General features: G+C 69.6%; 22 protein-coding genes. 2 read left to right on the plus strand and 20 right to left on the minus strand.

The genetic code is table 11. From position 1 onward, the window contains the following. Positions 1–25 precede the first annotated feature (25 nt). The 7 genes from AB0M67_RS01510 to AB0M67_RS01540 all read right to left on the minus strand — a co-directional run bounded on the left by AB0M67_RS01510 (position 26) and on the right by AB0M67_RS01540 (position 7301). The gene (locus tag AB0M67_RS01510) at positions 26–1027 is read right to left on the minus strand and encodes a TIGR03842 family LLM class F420-dependent oxidoreductase (RefSeq protein WP_365741381.1); all 1002 of its coding nucleotides are present in this window, start codon (positions 1025–1027) and stop codon (positions 26–28) included. Between the two features lie 20 nt (positions 1028–1047). Further along, complete coding sequence (gene hydA / locus AB0M67_RS01515) at positions 1048–2454, minus strand: dihydropyrimidinase (RefSeq protein WP_365741384.1); 1407 nt, start codon at positions 2452–2454, stop codon at positions 1048–1050. Positions 2455–2553: 99 nt separating this feature from the next. Then, positions 2554–3849: an aspartate aminotransferase family protein gene (locus AB0M67_RS01520; RefSeq protein WP_365741386.1), complete on the minus strand. Its 1296-nt coding sequence runs from the start codon at positions 3847–3849 to the stop codon at positions 2554–2556. Continuing rightward, the gene (locus AB0M67_RS01525; protein WP_365741388.1) at positions 3846–4688 is read right to left on the minus strand and encodes a nitrilase-related carbon-nitrogen hydrolase; all 843 of its coding nucleotides are present in this window, start codon (positions 4686–4688) and stop codon (positions 3846–3848) included. Before AB0M67_RS01525 ends, AB0M67_RS01520 begins: the two co-directional genes overlap by 4 nt. Positions 4689–4918: 230 nt before the next feature. Continuing rightward, on the minus strand, positions 4919–6418 hold the full coding sequence (locus AB0M67_RS01530) for a hypothetical protein (protein ID WP_365741390.1): 1500 nt from the start codon (positions 6416–6418) through the stop codon (positions 4919–4921). Positions 6419–6575: 157 nt separating this feature from the next. Continuing rightward, a complete protein-coding gene (locus AB0M67_RS01535) occupies positions 6576–6962 on the minus strand; it encodes a PPOX class F420-dependent oxidoreductase (protein WP_365741392.1) in 387 nt (128 codons plus the stop codon). A gap of 87 nt (positions 6963–7049) precedes the next feature. Next, positions 7050–7301, minus strand: a complete 252-nt coding sequence (locus AB0M67_RS01540; protein ID WP_249947676.1) for a helix-turn-helix transcriptional regulator — start codon at positions 7299–7301, stop codon at positions 7050–7052. A 64-nt stretch (positions 7302–7365) separates the two neighbouring features. On the opposite strand from AB0M67_RS01540, the gene map reads away from it, so the two are divergent. Next, the gene (map, locus tag AB0M67_RS01545; protein WP_365741395.1) at positions 7366–8133 is read left to right on the plus strand and encodes a type I methionyl aminopeptidase; all 768 of its coding nucleotides are present in this window, start codon (positions 7366–7368) and stop codon (positions 8131–8133) included. Positions 8134–8230: 97 nt separating this feature from the next. On the opposite strand, the gene AB0M67_RS01550 is transcribed toward map, so the two are convergent. From AB0M67_RS01550 to ggt, 3 genes are all read right to left on the minus strand, one after another. After that, the gene (locus AB0M67_RS01550; protein ID WP_365741397.1) at positions 8231–8521 is read right to left on the minus strand and encodes a hypothetical protein; all 291 of its coding nucleotides are present in this window, start codon (positions 8519–8521) and stop codon (positions 8231–8233) included. A 40-nt stretch (positions 8522–8561) separates the two neighbouring features. Next, a complete protein-coding gene (locus tag AB0M67_RS01555) occupies positions 8562–13232 on the minus strand; it encodes a DUF6531 domain-containing protein (RefSeq protein WP_365741399.1) in 4671 nt (1556 codons plus the stop codon). 339 nt (positions 13233–13571) lie between these two features. Beyond that, positions 13572–15389, minus strand: a complete 1818-nt coding sequence (gene ggt, locus AB0M67_RS01560; RefSeq protein WP_365741401.1) for a gamma-glutamyltransferase — start codon at positions 15387–15389, stop codon at positions 13572–13574. Between the two features lie 105 nt (positions 15390–15494). Between ggt and AB0M67_RS01565 the strand changes: the two genes are divergently transcribed. Continuing rightward, on the plus strand, positions 15495–16217 hold the full coding sequence (locus AB0M67_RS01565) for a hypothetical protein (RefSeq protein ID WP_365741403.1): 723 nt from the start codon (positions 15495–15497) through the stop codon (positions 16215–16217). Between the two features lie 211 nt (positions 16218–16428). On the opposite strand, the gene AB0M67_RS01570 is transcribed toward AB0M67_RS01565, so the two are convergent. The 10 genes from AB0M67_RS01570 to AB0M67_RS01615 form a co-directional block, all read right to left on the minus strand. After that, a complete protein-coding gene (locus AB0M67_RS01570; protein ID WP_365741830.1) occupies positions 16429–17319 on the minus strand; it encodes an amino acid ABC transporter permease in 891 nt (296 codons plus the stop codon). A 53-nt stretch (positions 17320–17372) separates the two neighbouring features. Further along, positions 17373–18017, minus strand: coding sequence for an amino acid ABC transporter permease (locus AB0M67_RS01575; RefSeq protein ID WP_365741405.1), 645 nt, complete (start codon positions 18015–18017; stop codon positions 17373–17375). A gap of 10 nt (positions 18018–18027) precedes the next feature. Then, positions 18028–19071, minus strand: coding sequence for a glutamate ABC transporter substrate-binding protein (locus tag AB0M67_RS01580; RefSeq protein WP_365741407.1), 1044 nt, complete (start codon positions 19069–19071; stop codon positions 18028–18030). 13 nt (positions 19072–19084) lie between these two features. After that, positions 19085–19828, minus strand: coding sequence for an amino acid ABC transporter ATP-binding protein (locus AB0M67_RS01585; RefSeq protein WP_365741409.1), 744 nt, complete (start codon positions 19826–19828; stop codon positions 19085–19087). A gap of 184 nt (positions 19829–20012) precedes the next feature. Beyond that, positions 20013–20453 (minus strand): DUF6278 family protein, encoded by a 441-nt coding sequence (locus AB0M67_RS01590; protein ID WP_365741412.1) that lies wholly within the window; start codon positions 20451–20453, stop codon positions 20013–20015. A 74-nt stretch (positions 20454–20527) separates the two neighbouring features. After that, positions 20528–21307 carry an exodeoxyribonuclease III gene (locus AB0M67_RS01595; RefSeq protein WP_365741414.1) on the minus strand — a complete coding sequence of 260 codons (780 nt, stop codon included), beginning with the start codon at positions 21305–21307 and terminating at the stop codon, positions 20528–20530. A gap of 30 nt (positions 21308–21337) precedes the next feature. Next, positions 21338–21991: an MBL fold metallo-hydrolase gene (locus AB0M67_RS01600; RefSeq protein ID WP_365741416.1), complete on the minus strand. Its 654-nt coding sequence runs from the start codon at positions 21989–21991 to the stop codon at positions 21338–21340. A 57-nt stretch (positions 21992–22048) separates the two neighbouring features. After that, entirely contained in the window at positions 22049–23341 is a 1293-nt protein-coding gene (gene pcaC, locus AB0M67_RS01605) for a 4-carboxymuconolactone decarboxylase (RefSeq protein WP_365741418.1), read from the minus strand. A gap of 78 nt (positions 23342–23419) precedes the next feature. Continuing rightward, on the minus strand, positions 23420–24055 hold the full coding sequence (locus tag AB0M67_RS01610) for a hypothetical protein (protein WP_365741420.1): 636 nt from the start codon (positions 24053–24055) through the stop codon (positions 23420–23422). Next, the gene (locus AB0M67_RS01615; RefSeq protein ID WP_365741422.1) at positions 24052–24174 is read right to left on the minus strand and encodes a hypothetical protein; all 123 of its coding nucleotides are present in this window, start codon (positions 24172–24174) and stop codon (positions 24052–24054) included. The genes AB0M67_RS01610 and AB0M67_RS01615 overlap by 4 nt, the downstream gene beginning before the upstream one ends. Between the last annotated feature and the right edge of the window lie 59 nt (positions 24175–24233).

Here is a 24233-nt window from a genome sequence, read left to right on the forward strand (position 1 = left end):
GGACAGGAGAGCGCGGTCGTGCGGGTCAGTTCCGGAGCGCCGGGATGATCTCGGCTCCGTACGCGTCGATCGTCGCTTCCTTCGCGTCATGCATGTCGTACACGGCGAACTGGTCCACTCCCAGGTCGCGCAGCGCCCTCAGCTTCTCGATATGCGCCTCGGCCGGCCCCAGCAGACAGAACCGGTCGACGATCTCGTCGGGCACGAAGTCCGTGGACGGGTTCCCGGCCCGGCCGTGGTGGCTGTAGTCGTACCCCGCACGCCGCTTGATGTAGTCGGTCAGCGCGTCGGGCACCAGCCCGGAGTGCTCTCCGTACCGGCTCACCAGATCGGCCACATGGTTGCCGACCATCCCGCCGAACCACCGGCACTGCTCGCGCGCGTGCGCGATGTCGTCGCTGACATAGGCGGGCGCGGCGACACAGATGGTGAGGGAGTCCGGGTCGCGTCCGGCGTCGGACGCCGCCGTGCGGACCGCCTTGACCATCCACTCGGTGAGGAACGGGTCGGCGAGCTGGAGGATGAAGCCGTCCGCCTTCTCCCCCGCCATGGCCAGCGCCTTGGGCCCGTACGCCGCCATCCACACCGGCAGTTTCCCGTCGCGTACCCAGGGCAGGCGCAGCGGCCGGCCGTCGACCACGGCCTCGCGCCCCTCCCCCAGATCGCGGATGACGTCGATGGCCTCGCCGAGCCGGGCGAGTGTGTTGGGTTTGCGGCCCACGACCCGCATCGCGGAGTCGCCGCGCCCGATGCCGCACACGGTGCGGTTGCCGTACATCTCGTTGAGCGTGGCGAACGTGGAGGCGGTCACCTCCCAGGTCCTGGTGCCCGGGTTGGTCACCATCGGGCCGACGGTCAGTGTGGTGGTGTGCTCCAGGATGCGGCTGTAGATGACGAAGGGCTCCTGCCAGAGCACGGCCGAGTCGAAGGTCCAGCCGTATGTGAAGCCGTTGCGTTCCGCGCGTCGCATGAGGCCGACGACCGCCGACGCGGGCGGGTCGGTCTGGAGGACGAGTCCGAAGTCCATGGCCTGGTCACTCCTAGGTCTCAGGTGAGGTACTGGCAGAGGGAGCGGGGGGTGTACTGCCCGTGTCCCGCCCGCCCGGTGAACCGCCGGTTGTCGATGACGAGTTCACCGCGCGAGAGGACGGTCTCCACCTGTCCGGTGATCCGCTTGCCCTCGTACGCGGAGTAGTCCACGTCCATGTGGTGGGTCTCGGCGGAGACGGTCTGCTCGGTGTGCGGGTCGTAGATGACGACATCGGCGTCGGCGCCCGGCGCGATGGTGCCCTTGCGTGGATAGAGGCCGAACATCCTGGCCGGGGTGGCACAGGCGATCTCGATCCAGCGGCGGCGGGTCAACTTCCCCTCGACGACGGCCTGATGGAGAAGATCCATCCGGTTCTCCACGCCCGGCAGCCCGTTGGGGATCTTGGAGAAGTCGCCGCGGCCCATCTCCTTCTGACCCACGAAGCAGAACGGGCAGTGGTCGGTGGAGACCACCTGGAGATCGTTGGTACGCAGTCCGCGCCAGAGCGCGGCCTGGTGCTCCTTGGGCCGAAGCGGGGTGGAGCAGACGTACTTGGAGCCCTCGAAGTCGGGCTCGGCGAGATTGTCGGTGGAGAGGAAGAGGTACTGCGGACAGGTCTCGCCGAAGACGGGCAGCCCCTTGTCGCGGGCGGCGGCCAGTTCGGCGACGGCCTCCTCCGCGGAGACATGCACGACATACAGCGGCGCCTCGGCGACCCGTGCCAGCTGGATCGCCCGGTGGGTGGCCTCGGCCTCCAGCAGGACCTTGCGTACCTCGCCGTGGTAGCGCGGGTCGGTGTGTCCCGCGGCCAGGGCCTGTTCGACGAGGACATCGATCGCGATGCCGTTCTCGGCGTGCATCATGATCAGCCCGCCGTTGTGCGCGGCGCGCTGCATGGCCCGCAGGATCTGGCCGTCGTCGCTGTAGAAGACGCCGGGATAGGCCATGAAGAGCTTGAAGGAGGTGACGCCCTCCTGGACGAGGAGGTCCATCTCCTTCAGGGAGCTCTCATTGACATCGGCCATGATCATGTGGAACGCGTAGTCGATGGCGCAGTTGCCGTCGGCCTTGGCGTACCAGGCGTCGAGTCCGGCGCGCAGCGCGTGCCCCGGGGACTGGATGGCGAAGTCCACGATGGTGGTGGTGCCGCCCCAGGCCGCCGCGCGGGTACCGGTCTCGAAGGTGTCGGCGGCGAAGGTGCCGCCGAACGGCATCTCCATGTGCGTATGGGCGTCGACCCCGCCCGGGATGACGTACTTGCCGGTGGCGTCGATCGTCCGGCCGGCGGTCCAGCCCTCGGCCGCGTCGGACCCGTGCGCGGCGAGGGCGACGATCCGGCCTTCCTCGATCAGTACATCGGCGTGGATCTCGTCGGCGGCGGTGATGACGAGTCCGCCGCGGATCAGGGTGCGGGTACTGCTCATGCTGGTGGCGCTCCCTTTCGTACGGTCGGCTTGCCGCGGTCCGGCGGAGCCGGCCACGGCGCTGTTGAAGACCGCGGCCACGGGTCCCGAAGAGTCCGACTACGCCCCGCGCAGGGCCTGTTCGAGGATCGCGGCGCCCTCTTCCGCCTCGGCGACGGTCAGCGAGAGCGGCGGGGCGATCCGTAGCACGCTGGTGTTGTGGCCACCGCCCTTGCCGATCAGCAGACCGCCCTCGCGTGCCGCTTCGAGCACGGCCGACGCGGTCTCGGGGGCCGCCTGGCCGGTGCTCGGCTTGATCAGCTCGATGCCGATCATCAGTCCGCGCCCGCGTACCTCGCGTACGGAGTCGACCCCCGCGCCGATGGCCCGCAGCCGCTCGATGAGCAGTCCGCCGACGCGGCGCGCGTTGCCCTGGAGGTCGTGCTCCAGCAGATACGAGAGATTGGCGAGACCGGCCGCCATGGTGACCGGGCTGCCGCCGAAGGTCGAGATCGAGTTGGCGTCAAGGCAGTTCATGATGTCGGCGCGGGCGACGACACCGCCGATGGACATGCCGTTGCCGATGCCCTTGGCGAAGGTGAGGATGTCCGGCGGACCGTTCTCCCCGTGCGCCTGCCAGCCCCAGAAGTGCTCGCCGGTACGGCCCCAGCCGGTCTGGACCTCGTCGCTGATCCACAGGATGCCGTGTCTGTCGAGGACTTCGCGGAACGCGGCGTACAGCCCGTTCGGCGGGGCGGTGAACCCGCCGACGCCCTGCACCGGTTCGGCGATCAGCGCGGCCGGTGTGCGGGTGTGGCCGAGCAGATCCTCCAGATCGGCGACGCACGCCTCGATGAACCGCTCGTCGGTGAGCCCGGCGTACGGGCCCCGGTTGCGGACGCCGCCGTGTACGTACAGCGTCTGGAGCGGCGAGAGGCCGGTGGGTGACCAGGCGCGGTTGCCGGTGACGGAGACCGTGGAGAAGGACCGGCCGTGGTAGCTGTTGCGCATCGCCAGGATCTGGGGGGACCCGCGGTGCGCGGTCGCCAGCATCAGCGCCGTGTCATTGGCCTCGGTGCCCGAGGTGGTGAAGAAGACCCGGGCGTCCGGGATACCGGACAGGGCGGCGATCCGTTCGGCGAGTTCGACCATCGGACGGTTGAGATAGAGCGTGGAGGAGTGGATGATCCGCCCGGCCTGCTCGCTCACCGCCTTGGTGACCTCGGGGAGCGCGTGGGCGGTCATGGTGGTGAGGATGCCGCCGAAGAAGTCGAGATAGCGGTTGCCCGCCGCGTCCCAGACATGACGGCCCTCGCCGTGGGTGATCTCGATGGGCTCGTCGTAGTAGAGCGCGAGCCAGTCGGGGAGTACGGCGCGGTGGCGGCCGTAGAGATCGTTCGTGAACGGACGCGTCACGGCCGCACCAGCCCCTCGTACGCGTCGGGACGGCGGTCGCGGTAGAACGCCCACTGCTGTCGCACCTCGTCGATCAGTCCGAAGTCCAGGTCCCGTACGACCAGTTCCTCCGCCTTGTCGCTGGCGGGCTCACCGACGAACTGACCGCGCGGGTCGACGAAGTAGCTCGTCCCGTAGAAGTCGTTGTCGCCGTACTCCTCCTGTCCGACGCGGTTGATCGCGGCGACGAAGTACTCGTTGGCGACGGCGGCGGCCGGCTGCTCCAGCTGCCAGAGGTAGCTGGAGAGACCGCGTGAGGTGGCGGAGGGGTTGTAGACCAGCTCCGCGCCGTTCAGCCCCAGCTGGCGCCAGCCCTCGGGGAAGTGGCGGTCGTAGCAGATATAGACACCGACCTTGCCGACGGCCGTGTCGAAGACGGGCCATCCCGCGTTGCCCGGCTTGAAGTAGTACTTCTCCCAGAACCCCTTGACCTGGGGGATGTGGTGCTTGCGGTACTTGCCGAGGTACGAGCCGTCGGCGTCGATGACGGCCGCGGTGTTGTAGTAGAACCCGGACTGCTCGACTTCGAAGACCGGCACAACGATCACCATGCCGGTCTCGCGGGCGAGCTCCCGCATCCTGGTGACGGTCGGGCCGTCGGGGACGGGCTCGGCCCACCGGTAGTGCTCAGGCTCCTGCACCTGGCAGAAATAGGGCGCGTTGAAGACTTCCTGGAACCCGATGACCCGCGCGCCCCGCAGGGCCGCCTCACGGGCGTGCTCCTCATGCTTGGCGATCATGGATTCGGTGTCGCCCGTCCAGGTCGCCTGGACGAGTGCGGCGCGTACGACTCTGGCCACGAGCTGCTCCTTCGGCGAGGGCGTCGATGAGCTCTACGCACGTAGATACGATGCGTAGGAGGAGAACGTAAGCCCCGTCTCACACTGGGGCAAGACCATCGCCGTTAACCCGCAGAGTCGATCAAGTTTCACACCCGAGCGGTCGACATTGGGCAAGATGCATCAATCGATCAGGCCCAGGGCCGGTCCCATTGACCGCCGCGGCCGATCCGATCACGCCCCGGACCGGGTCAGGTGGTGACGATCCCCGCCACCCGCAGGGCGTGTACGAGATCGCGCTCACGGGCCACCGAGACCGCGCGGGCGGCGTCGATCAGCCGCGGGACCAGCCGGCGCGGATCGGGTACGGCGATCCGCGCCGCGTCCTCGGCGGTACGGGTCTGGACGAAGGCGCTCAGCAGCGCGTGCGCCTCATGCGCGCGGCCCGCCTCGCCGAGTGCGAGTACGGCGTCGCCGATCTCCTCGGCGGGACGGGAGACGCCCTGGCGCAACAGCTGCCCGCAGTCACCGTCCCGGCCCGCGGCGGCGAGCGCTCCGGCGGCGGCGGCGAGCCGCGCGGGCGGCAGGAAGGCCGCTTCCCAGAGCAGCTCGGCCCAGTCGGCGCCGAGCCCGGCGCGGTGCAGTTCGGCGGCGAGCAGCGGGAACTGCTCGGGGGGCCGGCCCGCGGCTTCGCAGAGCACGACATGCGCCTCGCCGGTCCGGCCGTCGGCGCGCAGCCGGATCAGCGTGGCGACCATCGTGGCGGCGGCCCGCAGATCCTCCGGGGAGTGCCGGGGCGCGGCCGGCTCGACGGGTGCGGCGGGGGCGCCGCCGAAGCGGGCGCCGCGCGGGGAGGCGGGGGCGGAGGGTGGTGGTACGGGGAGCGCGGGCGCGGGCGCCGCCTCGTCGAGGTCGTCGACGTGGTCGAGGTCGTCGAGGTCGAGCCCGGCGAAGCGGGCGCCACGGGGCTTGCGCCGGGGCGCGGGCGCGCGTTTCCGCTTCTTCTCGGGCTCCGGCGCCTCCTGGGGAGCGACGGACAAATCGGCCGATGTCTCAGTCGGTGTCTCAGCCGATGTCTCAGCGGGCCTCTCGCCGGACAGCTCGGCGGGCGCCCCGCCGGACGCCCCACCGGACGCCACCCCGCCGGACCGCTGCGCGCCCGGCCGGTCGAAGACCGAGGGTTCCTCCGCGCGGAACCAGCCGTCCGGGGCCGGCGGGCGCGCGGGCCTAGAGGCGCGCGCCGGGGGCGCCAACGACTCCAGCCGGGCGCGGAGTTCGGCGCAGCGCGCCGACGCGCGGGCGTGGTCGTCCCGGATCCAGGCGAGGTCGTGGGCGAGCTGTTCGGCCCGGGGCGTGCGCTCCGGGGTGGTACCGAGCAGCCGGACCAGCTCCTCCGCCCGGCCCGCCGCGCGCACCTGCTCACGCGTCATCAGCCGCAGCCGGTCGGACAGCGCCTCCGAACCGCCGGGCCGGCGGTCGTGCGCGGTGGCGGACGCCGTGTAGAGCTGACCGGCCCGCTCGGTCTCGGCGGCCACCACCCGGTCGTCACGTCCGACGGCGAAGTCCTGGATCAGCGATTCCACCACGTCCCAGGGCGGCACCTCGGTGCCGTCGAAGCAGGCGCGCAGACCCTCGGGGTCACGGTGGCGGAAGACTCCGTACCAGCCGCCCTCCGGGTCGAGGAGGGACGTCAGGTCCCTTAAGTACCGCGCGAACGCCCCGATCTCCGCTGGAAGTTGACGCACCGCCATCGCCGGCCCCGTTCCTGCCCCGCCGCGCTCCGCCGAAGGGAGCCCTCCGGTCCGCTGGCATTCGACCTCAGTCGTGTTACAGGGCGGCTACGGACAGTTTTCCGGCGCGGTTCGGGTGCCTCACCGAGCCACTCGGGGCGTTCGGGGCGTTCGGGGGTCAGAGGGTGACGGCGATGCCGGTATGCACGCGCTTGCCGCGCCGTACGATCCTGGCAGGCCAGTCGATCAGCCAGAACTGCCAGGTGTACTTGCGGCTGAGCAGCTTACGGATGCGCTCCAGCGCCGCCGGCTCCTCAAGCAGCAGCGCCGTACCCTCGGCGCTCGGCGCGCCCTGCGCGATCCGCCCGCGCACATCACACGCCGTCACCACGACCCGGCTGTTGTTGCGGATCCGCTTGACCTTCCAGGCGTCGGACCTGGTCCAGATGAGCAGTTCGCCGTCCTCCACCGCATGCCAGACGGGGGTGGCGACGGCCGTGCCGTCCTTGCGATAGGTGGTGAGGCTGACATAGCGGCTACGGCCGAGTGCGTCGAGGGTCGTCACGGGCGGGAGACTACGCGGTCCCCGCCCTCCTCGACAGCCCGGATCACCCGTGACCGTACAAGAGATCGGCCCGTGACCGGACCGGGATCAGACCGGCACCAGCACGCAGCTCGCGGCGATCTCGTCCATCGACAGCCCCAGCGCCCCGGCCAGCGCCGCCACGGTGAAGAAGGCGGGCGTCGGCGCCCGGCCGGTCTCGATCTTGCGCAAGGTCTCGGCGGAGAGCCCGGCGACCGCGGCGACCTCCACCATGCTGCGCGAGCCACGCGCCTCACGGAGCAGCCGGCCGAGCCGCTCGCCGCGCTCGTGCTCTTGGGGGGTGAGTGGGCTTCGTACCATCCCGTCATTGTAATACCGCCGCACAAGGGTGCCCGAATCTCCGACCACCGGTATAGTTATTGGAATGGTGGAGATCAAAACCGATGCGTCCCTGGACGCCATGCGCGCCGCCGGCCGGATCGTCGCACAGGCGCTGACAGCGGTACGGGAAGCGGCGGCCGTGGGCAGTACCCTGCGCGCCCTCGACGAGACCGCCCGCGCCGTCCTGCGCGAGGCGGGGGCCGGCTCGCCGTTCCTCGACTATCACCCCGACTGGGCGCCGACCCCCTTCCCCGCCGTCATCTGCGCCTCCGTCAACGACGCGATCGTGCACGGCATCCCCGACGGCTACCGGTTGCACGACGGCGATCTGGTGAGCATCGACTGCGGTGCGGAGCTGGACGGATGGGTCGGCGACGCGGCGATCAGCTTCACGGTCGGCCGCCCCCGCCCGGACGACGTACGACTGATCGACACGGCCGACGAGGCGCTGGAGGCCGGTATCGCGGCAGCCGTCGTCGGCAACCGGATCGGCGACATCGCCCATGCCATCGGCCGCGTCTGCCGCCGTGCGGGCTACGGCATCCCGGACGGCTTCGGCGGCCACGGCGTGGGCCGGACGATGCACGAGGACCCGGGCGTGCCCAACGAGGGCCGCCCGGGGCGGGGAATGCCGCTGCGGCACGGCATGGTGCTGGCGATCGAACCGATGCTGATCGGCAGCGGCACCGACCGGCACTTCACGGCCCATGACGGCTGGACGATCCGCACCCTGGACGCCAGCCGCGCGTCCCACGCGGAACACACGGTCGCGATCACCGACGAGGGACCGAGGATCCTGACGGCGCTCTGAGTGGACGAGCGCGGGGGCATGTGGGAAAGGAGACTCACAGCGGGTATCGAGACGATGGGCACCCACGCCCTCGGAGGGGGCGTGGAAGCGGTCCGTATCAGGCCGGCACGGTCCAGAAACCCGAATCGGCGGCCGGCGGCGACTTGGGAACCCACGCGGTGCGATCCGCCCCCGGGCTCCAGTCCGGCACATTCCCCCCGTAGTAGATGACGAAAGCCCAGTAACTTTCCTCCTCATGGAGGATCAGGCTGTCCTCGTCCGACAAGTCCTGTCCGTGCCACTGCTCATTGATGCGCGCGACGGCCTCCGCGCGCGACACCCCGAACTCCGAGACCATGTCGTCCGCGATGGAATCCAGGAACTCCAGTGTCTCGGGCGACGTGGGCATGGTGTACGCACTACTCATCATCGGCTCTCTCGATCGACGCTCACTGAAGCGCCCGGTTGAGCAGAGATCCGGTATCGCCGAAGAAGACGACCTGATCACCGCTCCACCGGGGTTCCGCTCCCTTGTTCATGAAGGCCTTCACATTCCTGAGCATGGGTCCTTCGACGACATCGTACGCGGGGACTTCCGTGCCATCACCGGCACGGAAACGGCGTACGAAGTCGGACAGCTCGGGATCGCCCTCCGCGAAATCCCTGCGATTCAGCGCCTCGAATTCATGCCCCGGTACTTGGAAGTGGAGCACGACGCCGTCGTCGCCGAACCGGATCCGGGCCCAGTCCTCTGCCTGTTGCCGGCTGCGCGTCGTGTAGAAGCCGTTGCCGAAGTCCATCGGTCGTGGCGCGTAGGCGGGGTCGATTCCATGGGTCCGGATGCTCCGCTCTCCGGCCCTGTTCGTGGCGTGGTACAGGTGCACACACGGCGTCAGGCCGAGCGGGTCGGACAAGGTGTGCGGATTGGTGACGTAGGCGAGGGGGTTCGGGGCTGGGGTGAGACCGAGAGGGTCGGGGCTGACGTACCGGGCGGTCTCGGGGTCGTAATGGCGGAAGTAGTTGTAGTGGAGGCCGGTTTCGGTGTCGGCGTACTGACCGGGGTGGCGCAGTGGTGTGTAGGCGGTGGCGTCAGAGTTGTGGGCGGTGGTGCCCCAGACGGTGCTGCGGGTGTGCCAGGCGAGGGTGCCCTGCTCGTCGACGAGTTCGGTCGGAGTGCCTACGAGGTTCGTGACGATGGCGAAGAACCGGGCGTCGACCTGGTCCTGCTCCAGGGATCTGCGTTCGTACTGGGCGAGCGGGCGGTGGCCCTCGTACTCCCAGGTCAGGACTGAGCCGCCGGGCTGCTGTTCCTCGGCGAGACGCGTGCCGTCCCAGCTGAAACGCGTCTCCTCGAACCGAGTGGACCCGTCGTCGGCGAGACGGTACTTGGCAGTGCGTCGGCCGAGGGCGTCGTAGGCGTAGTGCCATGTGACGCCGTCGGGCGTGGTGCAGGTGGTGAGGCGGTCCTCGGCGTCCCAGGAGTAGCGCCAGACGTCCGCGGTGCGGGAGAGACGCTTCTTGCGGCGCTCGACGAGCCTGCCGACCGCGTCGTAGCGATAAGCGACACGCCCCGCCGTCAGCAGCCGAGTGCCGTCGAAGGTGCGGTCGCCTGCCGCGTCGATGTCGGCGGGCGTCCCGGCCCAGGCAGCATACGTCTGGTTGCCGGCCGCGTCGTACCGGTAGCTCTCCGACGCATGGCGGTCGGTGGCGGTCCGCGGACGGCCGAGCGCATCCAGATCGTAGTGGGTGGCGTGACCCGTGGCGCTGTCGGTGACGGAGACGGGCTCTCCGTCGGACCGGTAGCCGAACTCCCTTTGCCGCAGGGGAGCTTGACCGGTGCTGAGGGTGTGGCTCGTCAGGCGGCCGAGCGGGTCCCATCCCGAATCGAGCGCGACGCGGTCGCCGAGGGTGCGACGGATCTCCCGGCCCAGCACGTCGTGGTCGAAAGCCAGGAGGTGGTCGTCGTCCAGACGCAATCCGACCCGGTTGCCGAGCTGGTCCCAGAGGGTTCGGGTGGCGGCGCCCGTGGGGGTGGTGCGGAAGGTGCGGCGACCGAAGGCGTCGTATTGGTAGCGCGTGGTGCGGCCGTCGACCGTCTCGGTCGTCAGGCGCCCCGCACCGTCGTAGGTGCGGGTGAGGCGGGAGGAGGCGGACACGGCCTCGGTCAGCCGTCCGGCGGCGTCATAGGCGTACTCGGTGCGCTCCCCTGCCACCTCCTTGGCGCTGAGGCGGCCGGCCGTGTTGTAGGCGTACGTGATGGTCTCGCCGGCGGCGTTCGTGCGGGTGAGCGGCTGCCCGGCGGCGTCGTAGGAGTAGCGGGTGGTGCGGCCGTCGAAGTCGGTCTCGGCGATCAGCCGGCCGACCGGGTCGTACGTGTAACTCCAAGTGAGATCAAGGGGGTTGGTGACCTGTGTCAGGCGCTGCTCGGTGTCGTACAGGAATCGGTGCTCGGCACCGTCTGAGGTGACTTGCGCGGCCAGGAGGTCGAAGGGGCCGTGGCTCAGCCGGGTGCTGGCGCCGAGCGGGTCGATGCGGCCGGTGCAACTGCCCTCACCGTCGTACGTCCAGGACTCGGTGGTGCCGTCGGGGGAGTCGCGGCGCAGCAGGCGGCCCTCGGCGTCCAACACCAGAGTGGTCGTCGCGCCGAGGGGATCGGTGACGGCAACGGTACGCCCGAACGTGTCCCGCCGGTATGTGGTGCGTGTGCCGTGGGCGTCCTCCAGGGTGAGGGGCAGGCCTGCCGCGTCAGTGTCGATGCGGAGGGTGTCGCCGAGCGGGCTGACGACGGTGGCGACAGAGCCGGTGGAGTGGTGGGTGAAGCGGTGGACCGTGCCGTCGGGGGCGGTGCGGCTGGTGCAGTTTCCGCGCTCGTCGAAGGTCTGCAGCTGCGTGGCGCCCTGTGAGTCCGTGATGAGCACAGGAAGATGCAGGTCGTTGTAGGCAATGCGACTGCCTGTGCCATCCGCGGTGGTGACGGAGACAAGGTCACCGGCGTCGTCCCACTCCCAGCGGGTGGCGCGGCCCAGGGGATCGGTGCGGGTCAGCAGATGGTCGTGGAGGTCCCAGGTCTGGGTGGTCGTCGCGCCGAGAGGGTCGACGATCGTGACGATCTGACCGTAAGGGTTGGCGCGGTAGACCGTGGTATGGCCGAGAGAGTCGGTATAGGCGGCGGTGGTGGTGCCGTCATCGTGCGGACCCGTGTAATCGATAGTGGAGTTGAGGATGCCGTCGGTCCCGTGGGTAGCGGTGACCCGGCCCTGGCCGTCGTAGGTGTACGTGAAGGCGGTGTCGTTGCTGTCGCGCCAGCCGGTGATGCGGTGCGTGGCGTCGTACGTGAAGCGGGTGGGCGCGTCGACGGCATTGCGTACCTCGGTCAGGTCGCCGTTCTCGTCGTGCACGTAGCCGCGCAGCCGGAGCGGGCCGTTCTCGGTGTCCGCGTGGAGCCCGGTGATGCGCCGGCCCTGCCCGTCCGTGGTGATCGAGACGTGGTAGCCACCGGAGTGGGTAACCTCCAACAGGGCGTCATCGCTGCCGCGTTCGACGGTCAGGTGGTTGTGGTTCCGGTCCTCGACCCGAGCCAGCCACCAGGTGTCCACGGTGGCCTCGGCGGGCTCGAAGTGCCGGGTCAGGCCGGTGTGCGGGTCCTGCACCACGAGCACATAGGAACCGCCCCGGGACAGGTAGGTCAGCGGCAGGCGCTCGCCCGCCACCGGATCGACGCGGTCGCCGACGATGTCCGGGGTGCGGGAGTAGTAGAGGCTGGAGCCGTCCTCGCGGCGCCACCACACGCCGTCCGTCCGTGTGTCCCGTTCGAGGCGCTCGTCGAGGGTGGCAGCCCAGGACGGGCCGAAGCTGATGCCGTGCGCGTAGCCGGTCAGGTGAGTGCGGCGCAGGACGAGCGGCAGGACGCCGGGCAGGTCCACGTCGGTCTGGGCCAGGACCATCTGGCCGGTGGCCATGTCGATCGGGTCGCCGCAGGTCTCCTTGGCAGCCAGCGCACGGGCCTGCTGGGACAGCTTCGACGAGTCCGAATTCAGGACATCCGCGGGCTTGCGGGCAGATCCGGAACCGCCCCCTGGCTTGCGGGCAGATCCAGCGTTGCTGTTCCGTCCGTCGGGCCCTGCGTCGTCCCCGCGGCCGCTGCTGTTGACCTTCTTGATGCGGTCGTCGACGTCCACATCGGTGTTTCTGTGGTTCTTGGAGCTGAGGCCGATGGCGTCGGGCAGCTCCTTCCCGACATGCTTGCCGAGGTGGTCGTGCCCCTTGGCCAGCTTCTCGACGACGCCTTCGATGGTGGAGTCGAGGACGGCGGTGAGGGAGTCCTTGCCCTTGGCCCGGCCGTGGTGGCTCTTGGCCTTGCCTATCCTGCCCGCGGCGCGGGTGTTCATCGACACCTGCACGTTCGCGAGTTTCCCGCCGGTGTTGCCGTGGGCGTCGTGGTCGATGTCCAGGCCGCCGCCCGGACCGGTACCGCCACCGGCCGAGTTCAGCTGGAGGCCGTCCCTGCCGGCCCGGACAGCCTGGCCGGCGTCGATGCCGTCCTGCTGACCGGTCACATTCATCGCGGTCTGGATCGCCAGATCCGTCACGATGCTCTCCAACGCCGCCACCGCCGGCTGCATGAGGATCGCGGTGATCTCCGAGACCGCCGCCTCCGCCATCTCCTTGAGGATCCTCTTGAACGCGATACGGGTGGCCGCGATCTTCGCCCCCGCGAGCAGCGTCGACAACCCGGCCGTCACCGGCGCGAAAGCCAGCGTGATCCCCACCGTGGCACACAGATCCGCGAGTTCCGCCACAGCCGCGATCTTCCGGGCGACAATGATGTCCGCCACCCGGTCCAACGCTCCCGCGACAAGACGCGCCGCACCCGCCAGGTCCTTGTTCTTCCCCTCGACCTTCTTCCAGTGCGCGTCCAGCGCCGTCAGCGACTCACTCCGCCCCGTCGACAACAACCGCTGAATATGCCCATGCGCCGTGTGCCCGTCGTCATCCGCGTCCTCCGCGAACTCCCGCAACGCATCCGCCATATCCCGGTACGCGTCCTCGTCGACATTCGGCCACCCCACACCCACGACGTCCAGCATCGTGTCGACACCCTCAGGAATCGTGTACCCCACCAGTCACTCCCCCGCGCTGCAGTCACTCACCACTCACCAGGTCTACGCTGCCATGTTCCGCTCAGCTCAAAGCAGATGTCCGTCATTCTCACCAGCCTTCCACCTGTCTCCGCATGATCTGGACAAAGATCGAAGACGACCGGGCCTTGGCGACGTGAAAGCCGCGGACTCCGGACTTTCCGGCAACGTCTTCGACGTCGATTCCGAAGTCGGCCCCGCGAAACAGCCAGAACTCGCCGACCGCACGGAACAAGGGCGCGAGACGGCCCCGGGTCCCGTCCCGGCCGGAAAGACCGGCGGGACGGGACCCGGGTGCCGTAAGTCGCTCCGTACGCCCCTCTACCTGCCGTCCGGGCGTACCACCATCGCCGAGCCGCCGCCCCTGCGGACCTTCTCGGCCGCGGCCTGCCAGCGGCCGTCCGGCAGTCGCTGTACACCGGTCGCCGCGCCGATCTCCGGGTTCTGGGTGAACACATGCCCCAGCGCCTCCAGTTGCCGGCGCACCGGGCTGTTCCAGAGGCCGGGCTCCAGCTCCGTGGTCGCGCCGTTGCGCTGGCTGGCCCGGGGTGCCGCGATCGCGTCGACGAGCGGCAGGCCGCGGTCAAGCCGGCCGGTCAGCGTCTGGAGCACGGTGGTGATGATGGTCGCGCCGCCCGGCGAGCCGACCGCCAGGACCGGCCGGTCCTGGGCGTCCAGCACGATGGTCGGGGAGATGGACGAGCGCGGCCGTTTGCCGGGTCCGGGCAGGTTCGGGTCGTGGACGGCCGGGTTCGCCGGGGCGAAGGAGAAGTCCGTCAGCTCATTGTTGAGCAGGAAGCCCCGTCCTGGCACGGTGATCGCGCTGCCGCCCGTCGACTCGATCGTCAGCGTGTAGGCGACGACATTGCCCCACTTGTCGGCCACCGTGAGATGCGTGGTGTTCTCGCCCTCGAAGGTGGTCGGCGCCGCCGTCCCGCCGCGTGCGCACGGCTTGGGATCGCTCGGATCGCCGGGCGCCAGCGGGCTCTTGAGGACCGCGTCGTCCTTGATCAGGCAGCCGCGCGCGTCCGCGAAGCGCTGGGACAGCAGCCCCTGGGTCGGTACGTCCTCGAAGGCCGGGTCGCCCACCCAGCGGCCCCGGTCCGCGAAGGCGATCCGGCTCGCCTCGATGAACCGGTGCAGATACCGCGCCTCGGTCGCCTTCGAAAGGTCCGTGCGCTCAAGGATGTTGAGCGCCTCGCCGACGCTCGTACCGCCCGAGGACGACGGCGCCATGCCGTACACATCGAGTCCCCGGTACGAGACCTTCGTCGGCGCCTGCTTCTTCGTGCGGTAGCCGGAGAGATCGCGCGTGGTCAGATCGCCGGGGCGCGCGTTGCGGCCGGAGTCCGGGTCCACGGGGGGCTTGCGTACGGTACGGACGATATCGCGGGCCAGCTCGCCCTCGTAGAGCGAGCGGGTGCCGGTACGTCCCAACTCCCGGTAGGTACGGGCCAGATCGGCGTTCTTGAAGGTGGAGCCGACGACCGGGAGCTGTCCCCCGGGCAGGAAGAGTTCGGCGCTGTCGGGGAAGTCGGCGAACCGCGCCTGGTTCGACTCGGTCTGCGCGCGGAAGGTGCCGTCGACCACGAAGCCGTCCGTCGCCAGCCGCTCGGCCGGCTTCAGCAGCTGGGAGAGCGAGCGGCTGCCCCAGGCGTCGAGAGCGGTGTTCCATGTGGCGGCGGTCCCCGGCGTACCGACGCTCAGACCGCTGGTCACGGCGTCCGCGAAGGGCAGCGGTGTGCCGTTCTCCAGGAAGAGCGAGCGGTCGGCCGATCCGGGGGCGGTCTCGCGGCCGTCGATGGTGTGTACGGTACGGGACTTGGCGTTGTAGTAGACGAAGTAGCCGCCCCCGCCGATTCCGGCGGAGTACGGCTCGGTGACGCCGAGCGCGGCGGCCGTGGCCACGGCCGCGTCCACGGCGTTGCCGCCGTTCCTGAGCACCTCGATACCGGCCGCCGAGGCATCGGCGTCGACGCTCGCGACCGCTCCCCCGTGCCCCGTCGCCACCGGTGTCTTGGCGGGGGGACGTGTCTGTGCGCTTGTCTCCGAGACCGAGGGCGGCGCGCACGCGCCCACCGAAAGCAGGGCCGCGGCAACAGCCGACAAGGACACATTCCGCGCAGCGGAGCGACACATCCGTACCTCCAGTCGAGAACCGTGCGCGCAGCGTAACGCCGACGCCCCCGCTCCGTCAGGACCGTCTCGAACTATGTTCGCCTCGTCCCGCTACGATGCGCGCCCATGACTGACGACATACGCAACATCGTGCTCGGCGTAGTCGCCGCCGGTATCAGCGCTTCCCTGGGCTGGCTCGCCCGTACCCATCTCTGGCGCCGCAGGCTCCGCCGTAAGCAGGCGTTCTTCGGGCTGCCGGGAAACTCCGAATGTCTGCTGGTCGTCAATCGTGAGGCGGGCGGCGACGGAGCCGTCCACCGCTACGACGTCTCCGCCCTGCTGGAGCTGGCCGCACTGATCAAGGACTGTGGCGCGCACGCCGAGATAGTCCAGCACGACTCCGCGCGCCAGGGCTTCGGGGAGCGTACGGAGTTCTGCCTCGGCGGGCCCTACTCGAATCGCCGGATGGCCGCGCATCTCGGCTCGCTGCTGCCCGGTGTGAAAGTCGACACAAGCACGGAGTCCGGGCCGGACCGTGGCTCGTTCCGGATCGGCTCCGAGCGCTACCGCGCGGAGGGGGGCGTCGTCGAGTACGTCCTGCTGGCGCGGCTCACCGCCGGGGAGGGGGCGCGGCCGGTCTTCCTCTTCTGCGGCCAGCGGGCGATCACCAACCAGGCGGCCACGCGCTATCTGTTCCGCCATCACGAGAAGCTGGCGCGCAAGCACGGCGGTAACTCGTTCTGTCTGCTGCTGAAGGTGGTCAACTCGGCGGCGTACGGCCCCGATGTGGTGGAGCTGGTCGCGGATGTGACGCGGGCGGCCCACGAGCCGGTGCCCGCCGCCGCGTGAGTGACCGAGCGAAACCGGCGCGCGAAGGTGACGGCGCGAGAGCAGTGGCGGCGCGAGAGCAGCGAAGGCGCGTCCCAAGTGGCCCGCCCGCCGGGCGTGCTCCCGGGTGGAGCACAACCCGACCGGCGCACAGCTGACCTTCTTCCCGTCCGTACGAGATCCGTACGAGAAGTGATCTCCGGCTGCCGCCGGACGGGCCACTGCCCCTGAGCTACTGCCCGCCCGGCAGCAGCGTCCCTGGGGAAGCCGGGGCGACACCCACGGCCTCGGTTCTCGGGTTGCGCCGCTGCCGCCCGGCCAGCCAGTGGGCGAACCAGGAGAGCAGCATGCACATCCCGATGTAGATCGGTGAAATCACCATCACCACAGGGATGAACGGCAAATCGTAGTCGAGATTCGAGGCGATGAGCTTTCCGGCATGGAGGAACTCCTCATAGGTGATCAGATAGCCGAGTGATGTGTCCTTGAGAGCGACCACCAGTTGGCTGATGATCGTGGGCAGCATGGCGCGGACCGCCTGCGGCACCAGCACGTACGTCATGACCTGCGTCTTGCGCATGCCGAGCGCGTACGCCGCCTCCCGCTGACCGCGCTCCACCGAGTTGACTCCGGTACGGAACACCTCGGCGAGCACGGAGCCGTTGTAGAGCGTCAGACCCGCCACCAGCGCGGGCAGTGCCTGCACCTTCAGCGCCACGAAGATGAAGAAGATCATCACCAGCACGGGCATGGCGCGGAAGAACTCGACCAGCGCGGTGGCCATCCAGCGCACCGGCCGGTGCTCGGAGAGCCGGCCGCAGGCGAGGACCGCGCCGAGTACGAGCGAGAGCACCGCCGCGTACGCGAAGGCCTTCAGGGTGTTGCCGAGGCCGCGCAGCAGCAGATCCTGGATGCCCTGGTACTCAAAGGGGGACCACTTGGTGGCGGTGAACTGGTCGGTGGCGAAGAGGAGATAGAGCAGCCAGCCGAACAGCGCGGCGACCGCGGTCGTCGCCAGCACGCCGTACCAGCGGTGCCGCCGCTCCGTCCGGGGCCCCGGAAGGTCGTACAGCGCGGTCGAGTCGCGCCGGGACGTCTTCGTCGTCCCCTTCAACAGCTTCATCCGCTTCATCCGCTTCGTCCGCGGAGGCTTCGGTGTCTGCGAGGCCGTCGAGGTCATCGGGCGACTCCCCAGTGCTTCTCCATGAAGTGGAACAGCGCACTGATGGACAGGGTGATGATCAGATAGCCGACGGCGATCCAGACGAAGGTCCAGATGATGCTGTACCCCATCTCGTTCAGGCTCTTGTACGTGCCGAGCAGCTCGGTGACGCTGAACGCCCCCGCGATCGCCGAGTTCTTGGCGAGGGCGATCAGGGTGGAGCCGATGGGCGGGATGACCGAACGGAACGCCTGCGGCAGGACGACACCGCTCAGGGTCTGCCCGAAGGTCATCCCGAGGCTGCGGGCCGCCTCGCCCTGCCCTTTGGGCACGGTGTTGATGCCGGAGCGCAGCACCTCGCAGATGAACGCGGAGGTGTAGCAGCCGAGGGCGAGGACCGCGAAGAGCTGGAAGGGAAGGACGAGACCGAAGCGCGGCAGCCCGAGGACGACCGCGAAGAAGAGCAGCGTCAGCGGGGTGTTGCGCAGGACGGTGACCCATGCGGTGCCCAGCGCCCGCAGGGCGCGGACCGGCGCGACCCGGAAGGAGGCCATCACGAACCCGAGGACCAGCGCGAGCAGCGAGGCGTAGACCGTCAGCTCGACCGTGCCGAGGAAGCCCTTGCCGTAGAGGGTGAGGTTGTCGGTGAGTACGTCCATGGCTCCCGCCTCAGCTCGCCGGGTAACGGTCGATCGGCGGGGGCGGGGTGGCCCGGCGCCCGGAGAGGCCGAGGGTCGCGTCGTACGCCTTCTGCCAGTTGCCGTTCTTCTCGTTGGCCGCGAGGGCGTCGTCGAGCGCGAGGCGGAGCGCGTTGTCGCCGCGCGGGACTCCGATCCCGTAGGGCTCCTTCGAGAAGGGTTTGCCGACCACCTTGAGTTCGCCGGGCGCCTTGGCCGCGTAGCCCTGGAGGATGGTGTCGTCGGTGGTGACGGCGTCGACCTGGTAGGTCAGCAGATTGTCCACACAGGCGGAGTACGTGTCGTAGCCGACGAGTTGGATGCGCGGGTAGTCCCGCTGGATCCGCTGGTACGGGGTCGAGCCCGCGGCCGAGCAGACGCGTTTGCCGTCGAGGTCCCGCGGCCCGTGGATGTCGTGCTCGTCGGTCCTCACCAGCAGCGACTGCCCGGCCAGGTAGTACGGGCCGGCGAATCCGACGAGCTTCTTGCGGTTCTCATTGATGGTGTACGTGCCGACGTAGTAGTCGATCTGCCCGTTCTGCAGGGCGGTCTCCCGGTTCGCGGAGGCGATCGTACGGAAGCGGATGGTCCTCGGGGCGAAGCCCAGGGACGCCGCCATCATCTTGGCGATCTCGATGTCGAATCCGGAGTAGACGCCGGTGGCCGGGTCCTTCTCGCCCATGTACGGCTGGTCCTCCTTGGCGCCGACGATCAGATACCCCCGCCGCTTCGCCGCTGTCCAGGTCGGTGAGCCGGGCAGCCGGAAGGTGGTGTCCACCCGGTAGTGGGGCAGGGTGTCGGCGCGCGGGCCCTTCACGGGCGGGCTGCCCGGCTTTCCACAGCCGGCGACGAGCGCGGCCGGCAGGGCGAGCAGGAGGGGCAGGAGCGCCAGGAGGGATCTCGCCGTAGAGGTTCTCCTCGTACGCGGTGCACGGCCCGTACGCGGTGCGCGACCCGTACGCGGTGCCCAGCGGGTACGCCGTGCCCGGCGGGCACGCGGTGCACGGCCCGTACGCGGTGCGCGACCGGAGATCATGGACCGCACCCCCTCAGTGCTTGAGGATCTTGGAGAGGAAGTCCTTCGCCCGGTCGCTCTCCGGGGCGGTGAAGAAGTCCTCCGGGGTGCGGTCCTCGACGATACGACCGTCGGACATGAAGACCACGCGGTTGGCGGCGGAGCGGGCGAAGCCCATCTCATGGGTGACGACGACCATCGTCATGCCCTCGCGGGCGAGCTGCCGCATGACTTCGAGCACCTCGTTGATCATCTCCGGGTCGAGCGCCGAGGTGGGTTCGTCGAAGAGCAGGGCCTTGGGGTCCATGGCGAGCGCGCGGGCGATGGCGACGCGCTGCTGCTGGCCGCCGGAGAGCTGCGCGGGCAGCTTGTCGGCCTGGGAGACGAGTCCCACGCGGTCGAGGAGTTCCCGGGAACGCCGGTCGGCGTCCTCCTTCTTCCGCTTGCGGACCTTGATCTGCGCGAGCGAGACATTGTCCAGCACGGTCCGGTGGGCGAAGAGGTTGAACGACTGGAAGACCATGCCCACTTCCGCGCGGAGCTGGGCGAGCCCGCGGCCCTCGGCCGGCAGGGGCGTTCCCTCGATGGTGATCCGGCCCGACTCGATCGTCTCCAGCCGGTTCATGGTCCGGCAGAGCGTGGACTTCCCGGAGCCCGAAGGGCCGATGACCACGACCACTTCCCCGCGGGCGACCGTCAGATCGATGTTCTGGAGGACATGCAACGGTCCGTAGTACTTGTTGACGCCCCGCAGTTCGATCAAGGAATCGACGGCCATACGCTGCCCCACCCACTCCCGGCTGTGTCGAAGTCAGCGCAAACTATCCAGCCGGACAAGGGACTTCGTGCTCGACACGCACATGTGGGGCATAAGCCGTATTTACTGCACAGGGTTTACCGCACAGGGATACCGCACAGGGCGACGTACCGCACAGGAGGACTTACTTCGCAGGAGGCCGGGGTCAGGCCTCGGCGGCCTCCGCGTAGACCTGGGACAGCTCGGGCGCTCCGGTCGCCGCCCAGTCGAGACCGGACTCGACGACCGGGATCTCGCGCCCGGAGACGAGGCGCACCACGGGGTGTCCGCCGGGCCAGATGTGCCAGACCGCGCCGGGCACCGTACGGACGATCACCGTGCCCAGATACAGCCCCGCGTCATTGCCCAGCCAGGGCAGCTCCTCGGGGTCGTCGCGCCAGCGCGGCGGCAGTTGGTCGAGGGCCTCCAACGAGGCCGGGGAGTCGTCCAGTTCAAGACCGTTCTCCCCCGCCCGGGCACGCAGCAGCTCACACTCGGCGAGCAACTCGGCCACACCCTCCGGGTCGCCGTCGACGACGGAGGCCAGCGAGGCCGCGTCCTCGCCGCCGTGCCGCTTGCGCCAGTTGTCCAAGAAAGGGATGTTCATACCGCTCAGCGTGCCATTCCGCTTGCCGGCGCACCATAGGGCGCGCGGACCGGGCGCTGGGCCGGGGGCCGTCCTCAGACGTCGATGTCCACGACGACAGGGGCGTGGTCCGAGGCGCCCTTGCCCTTGCGCTCCTCGCGGTCGACATAGCTGTCCTTGACCGAGCCCTCGAACGGCGCGTTGCCGTAGACCAGATCGATGCGCATGCCCTTGTTCTTCGGGAATCCCAGCTCGCGGTAGTCCCAGTAGGTGTACGGGCGGTCGTACTTGAGCGGGCGGGGCACCACATCGGAGAGCCCCTCCCCGCGCAGCGCGGCGAGCGCCGCACGCTCGGCGGGGGTGACATGCGTGGCCCCCTCGAAGCGGGACAGGTCCCATACGTCCTCGTCGGCCGGGGCCACATTGAAGTCACCGAGCACCGCGAACGGCCGCGCGCCCGCCGCGTCGTCGGCCACCGCCACGCGCAGCGCCTCCAGCCAGCGCAGCTTGTACGCGTAGTGGTCATGGCCGACCTCGCGGCCATTGGGCACATACACCGACCAGAGCCGGACGGGGCCGCAGGTCGCGGCGATCGCGCGCGGCTCCGTCACGCCCTCGTACTCCGGTCCGCCGGGCAGCCCCCGGACGATGTCCGTCAGGCCGGCCCGGGAGATCAGCGCCACCCCGTTCCACCGTCCGGTGGCGTTGACCGCCGACTCGTAGCCCAGCTCACGGAGCTGTTCGGCGGGGAACTGCTCCTCCGTGCACTTGGTCTCCTGGACGCACAGCACGTCCGTACCGGTACTCTCCAGCCAGGCCAGCAGCCGGGGCAGCCGGGCAGTGATCGAATTGACGTTCCAGGTCGCGATGCGCATGCGGGACAGCCTATCGGCGGGGTCTGACAGTCACAGTTCGACGGAGTGTCCCGAGGCGAGCCTGCCGTGTTCCGCGCCGCCCAGGCCACCGATCTGGGTGTCGTAGATGGGCCGGGCCAGCTCCGCGAGCAGTGCGTCGTGGACATCGAAGGAGCGTCGCGGCTTGACCTCGCGTACGTACTCGATCACCTCGGAGATCTTGTTCCAGGGCGCCTGTACGGGCAGCAGCAGCGTCTCGACCGGGTGGTCGGGGACGGTCAGCGCGTCGCCGGGGTGGAAGACCGAGCCGTCCACGAGATAGCCGACATTGGTGATCCGCGGGATGTCCGGGTGTATCACCGCGTGCAGCTCGCCGTGGACCTGGATGTCGAAACCCGCGGCGGAGAACCTGTCGCCGTGGCCGACCGTGTGAACGCGCCCGGGGAAGGCGGCGGAGATCTGGTCGGCGACGCTGCGCAGTGTCCACAGCTCGGCCGCCGGGTTGGCCTCAAGACCGGCCCGCAGATGCCCCTCGTGGAAGTGATCGGGGTGCTCGTGGGTGACCAGGATGGCGTCCGCGCCGGTCGTGGCATCGTCCTCGGTGTAGCCGCCGGGGTCGATGACGAGCGTACGGCCGTCCTTCTCCAGCCGGACACAGGCGTGTGTCTTCTTGGTGAGCTTCACCGCTGACCGCCTCCCTCGCATGTGGGTGCCATGTACAGGTGTCGTTGCCACGTATCGGCGACCACACCCCCCATCCTGCTACGCCTCGGGCGTGGTCTCCTCCTGGATCACGGTCCGCGCCACCCGGAACGCCGTGTTCGCGGCCGGAACTCCGCAGTACACGGCCGTCTGGATCAGCACTTCCTTGATCTCGGCGGGGGTGAGGCCATTGCGCAGCGCGGCCCTCGTGTGGAAGGCCAGCTCCTCCAGATGGCCGCCCGCGACCAGCGCCGTCAGCGTCACGGCGCTCCGGGTACGGCGGTCCAGGCCCTCCCTGGTCCATACCTCGCCCCAGGCGTAGCGAGTGATGAGCTCCTGGAAGTCGCCCGTGAAGTCGTCGGCGGCGGCCATGGCGCGGTCCACATGGGCATCGCCCAGGACCTGCCGGCGCACCCGCATGCCCGCCTCGTACGGGTCGGGCCGCCCGGTGGTCACGGCCTCGGGCTGCTCGACGGGGGCGATCTCCGCGATCGGGCCGACCGTCGCCGAGAGCGATGGCACGGGGCCCCGGTCGGGCAGGACGGTGAGGCCGGTGGAGGTGTCGGACGGGTTGTACCAGGCGGTGGAGAAGTGGTGGACGAGCAGATCCGTGACGGCGGCGGGCTGCTCGACGGGCGCCAGATGGGAGGCACCGGGCACCAGCGCGAGCCGGGCGTCCGGTATCCCCGCGACCAGCGTGCGCGCCTCAGCGGGCCCGGTGACATGGTCCTCGGCGCCGACCAGCACCAGGGTCGGTACGGTGATACGGCCCAGCTCCGCCCGGATGTCGAAGGCGGCCAGCGCCTCGCAGGAGGCGATATAGCACCCGGGGTCGGTGGTACGGACCATCTGGACGGCCCATTCGACGATGGCAGGCTGCGCGGCGGCGAAGCCCGGGGTGAACCAGCGCTCGGGCGCGCTGCGGGCCATCGGGTCCAGCCCGTTCGCGCGGACGATCACCCCGCGCTGCCGGAACTCGTCGGCCGTACCGAACCGGGGCGAGGCCGCGACCAGCGCGAGCGAGGCGATCCGGTCGGGACGGCGCAGCGCCAGCTCGGCGCCGATGGCACCGGCGATGGAGCAGCCCACATAGCCGAACCGCTGCACCCCGATCCCGTCGAGCGTGGCCAACAGCCGTTCCGCCAGCTCGGGAACGCTGGTCGCGGGGTGCGCGGGGGCGCCGCCGTGGCCGGGCAGATCGAAGCGGAACACCCGCCACTGGCGGGCCAGTTCCGGCACCTGGCGATCCCACATGTGCCACGTGGTCCCCAACGAGGGTCCCAAGATCAGGACTGGGGCCTCTTCCGGCCCATCACAGCGGTATTGCAGGGTTCTCGGTGGTGTCTCGCTCACTCGGCCGACCCTCTCATGTATCACGAGATCTCATGTCGCCGGGGCGAACCAAGCGGCTCAAGTCCCGCTCGCGGCGGCCTACCAGTCGGTCAGGTCCACGACGAGATCGCAATGCGGATCGTCCAGTGAGGGCCGGTAGCGCTCCTCTTCCTCGACGAGAGAAGGGATCGAGGCGGTCAGCGCGGTGGTGTGGTCGGTGAGGCGGATGTCGACGCCGATGAGACGGGTGTGGCCCCGACGCTGTACGTAGACGCGCATCAGGCCGTCGTCCTTCATCAGAAAGCCGATCAGGAAGGGGTTCTCATCGTCAGGACCGCCCCCGCCCCCGCCCCTGCCTCCGAGCCCGAGCCCGAGGAGGGCCCTCAGCGCCTGGTCCTCCTCCGGCTCGGGCGCGGGGGTGATCTCCTCCGGGCGAAGACGGAGGAGCGTCATTCCGAGCACATCACCGACGTCGCCACTGCCGTAGAACCGGGTTTCGGACATGACGGCGCGCAGGATGCCGGGAATGCGTGCGGGAGCCACGCAGTCGTGGGGGATCTCGTAGAGGAACGTGTCGCTCCCCTCGCCCTCGCCCACGCGAACGGCGATCCGTACGGCACCAGGGGCAGGGAGAACGCCGCGCAGGCGGCAGCCTTCGGCGATGGGGGCGTTGAGGTAGTACAGCAGCTGGCGGCTGACGCCCGCCTGCTGCTCCCGGTCTTCGGGGTCCGTCACCGATTCATCCAGGCAGGGCACTTGTTGTGCGGCTGGTCACGGCACAAGTCATGCGCCGCCCCGGACAGCGGCGTCGCGGTGGTCAGCCCAGCGGCGGACATCGCGATGATCTTCTTCATGGGGCGAGACTGGCATACACACATTGGAGCACTTAAGGCCCCTTTGAGACACATTCGCC

This window comes from Streptomyces sp. NPDC051662, assembly GCF_040681655.1.
Taxonomy (GTDB): Bacteria; Actinomycetota; Actinomycetes; order Streptomycetales; family Streptomycetaceae; genus Streptomyces.

Excerpts from the sequence above, each read along its gene's own strand:
- AB0M67_RS01510 (WP_365741381.1), bottom strand. The coding sequence starts at position 1,027 with ATGGACTTCGGACTCGTCCTCCAGACCGACCCGCCCGCGTCGGCGGTC.
- hydA (WP_365741384.1), bottom strand. The coding sequence starts at position 2,454 with ATGAGCAGTACCCGCACCCTGATCCGCGGCGGACTCGTCATCACCGCC.
- AB0M67_RS01530 (WP_365741390.1), bottom strand. The coding sequence starts at position 6,418 with ATGGCGGTGCGTCAACTTCCAGCGGAGATCGGGGCGTTCGCGCGGTAC.
- AB0M67_RS01540 (WP_249947676.1), bottom strand. The coding sequence starts at position 7,301 with ATGGTACGAAGCCCACTCACCCCCCAAGAGCACGAGCGCGGCGAGCGG.
- map (WP_365741395.1), top strand. The coding sequence starts at position 7,366 with ATGGTGGAGATCAAAACCGATGCGTCCCTGGACGCCATGCGCGCCGCC.
- AB0M67_RS01550 (WP_365741397.1), bottom strand. The coding sequence starts at position 8,521 with ATGCCCACGTCGCCCGAGACACTGGAGTTCCTGGATTCCATCGCGGAC.
- ggt (WP_365741401.1), bottom strand. The coding sequence starts at position 15,389 with ATGTGTCGCTCCGCTGCGCGGAATGTGTCCTTGTCGGCTGTTGCCGCG.
- AB0M67_RS01565 (WP_365741403.1), top strand. The coding sequence starts at position 15,495 with ATGACTGACGACATACGCAACATCGTGCTCGGCGTAGTCGCCGCCGGT.
- AB0M67_RS01570 (WP_365741830.1), bottom strand. The coding sequence starts at position 17,319 with ATGAAGCTGTTGAAGGGGACGACGAAGACGTCCCGGCGCGACTCGACC.
- AB0M67_RS01575 (WP_365741405.1), bottom strand. The coding sequence starts at position 18,017 with ATGGACGTACTCACCGACAACCTCACCCTCTACGGCAAGGGCTTCCTC.
- AB0M67_RS01580 (WP_365741407.1), bottom strand. The coding sequence starts at position 19,071 with ATGATCTCCGGTCGCGCACCGCGTACGGGCCGTGCACCGCGTGCCCGC.
- AB0M67_RS01585 (WP_365741409.1), bottom strand. The coding sequence starts at position 19,828 with ATGGCCGTCGATTCCTTGATCGAACTGCGGGGCGTCAACAAGTACTAC.
- AB0M67_RS01590 (WP_365741412.1), bottom strand. The coding sequence starts at position 20,453 with ATGAACATCCCTTTCTTGGACAACTGGCGCAAGCGGCACGGCGGCGAG.
- AB0M67_RS01595 (WP_365741414.1), bottom strand. The coding sequence starts at position 21,307 with ATGCGCATCGCGACCTGGAACGTCAATTCGATCACTGCCCGGCTGCCC.
- AB0M67_RS01600 (WP_365741416.1), bottom strand. The coding sequence starts at position 21,991 with ATGCGAGGGAGGCGGTCAGCGGTGAAGCTCACCAAGAAGACACACGCC.
- AB0M67_RS01615 (WP_365741422.1), bottom strand. The coding sequence starts at position 24,174 with ATGAAGAAGATCATCGCGATGTCCGCCGCTGGGCTGACCACCGCGACG.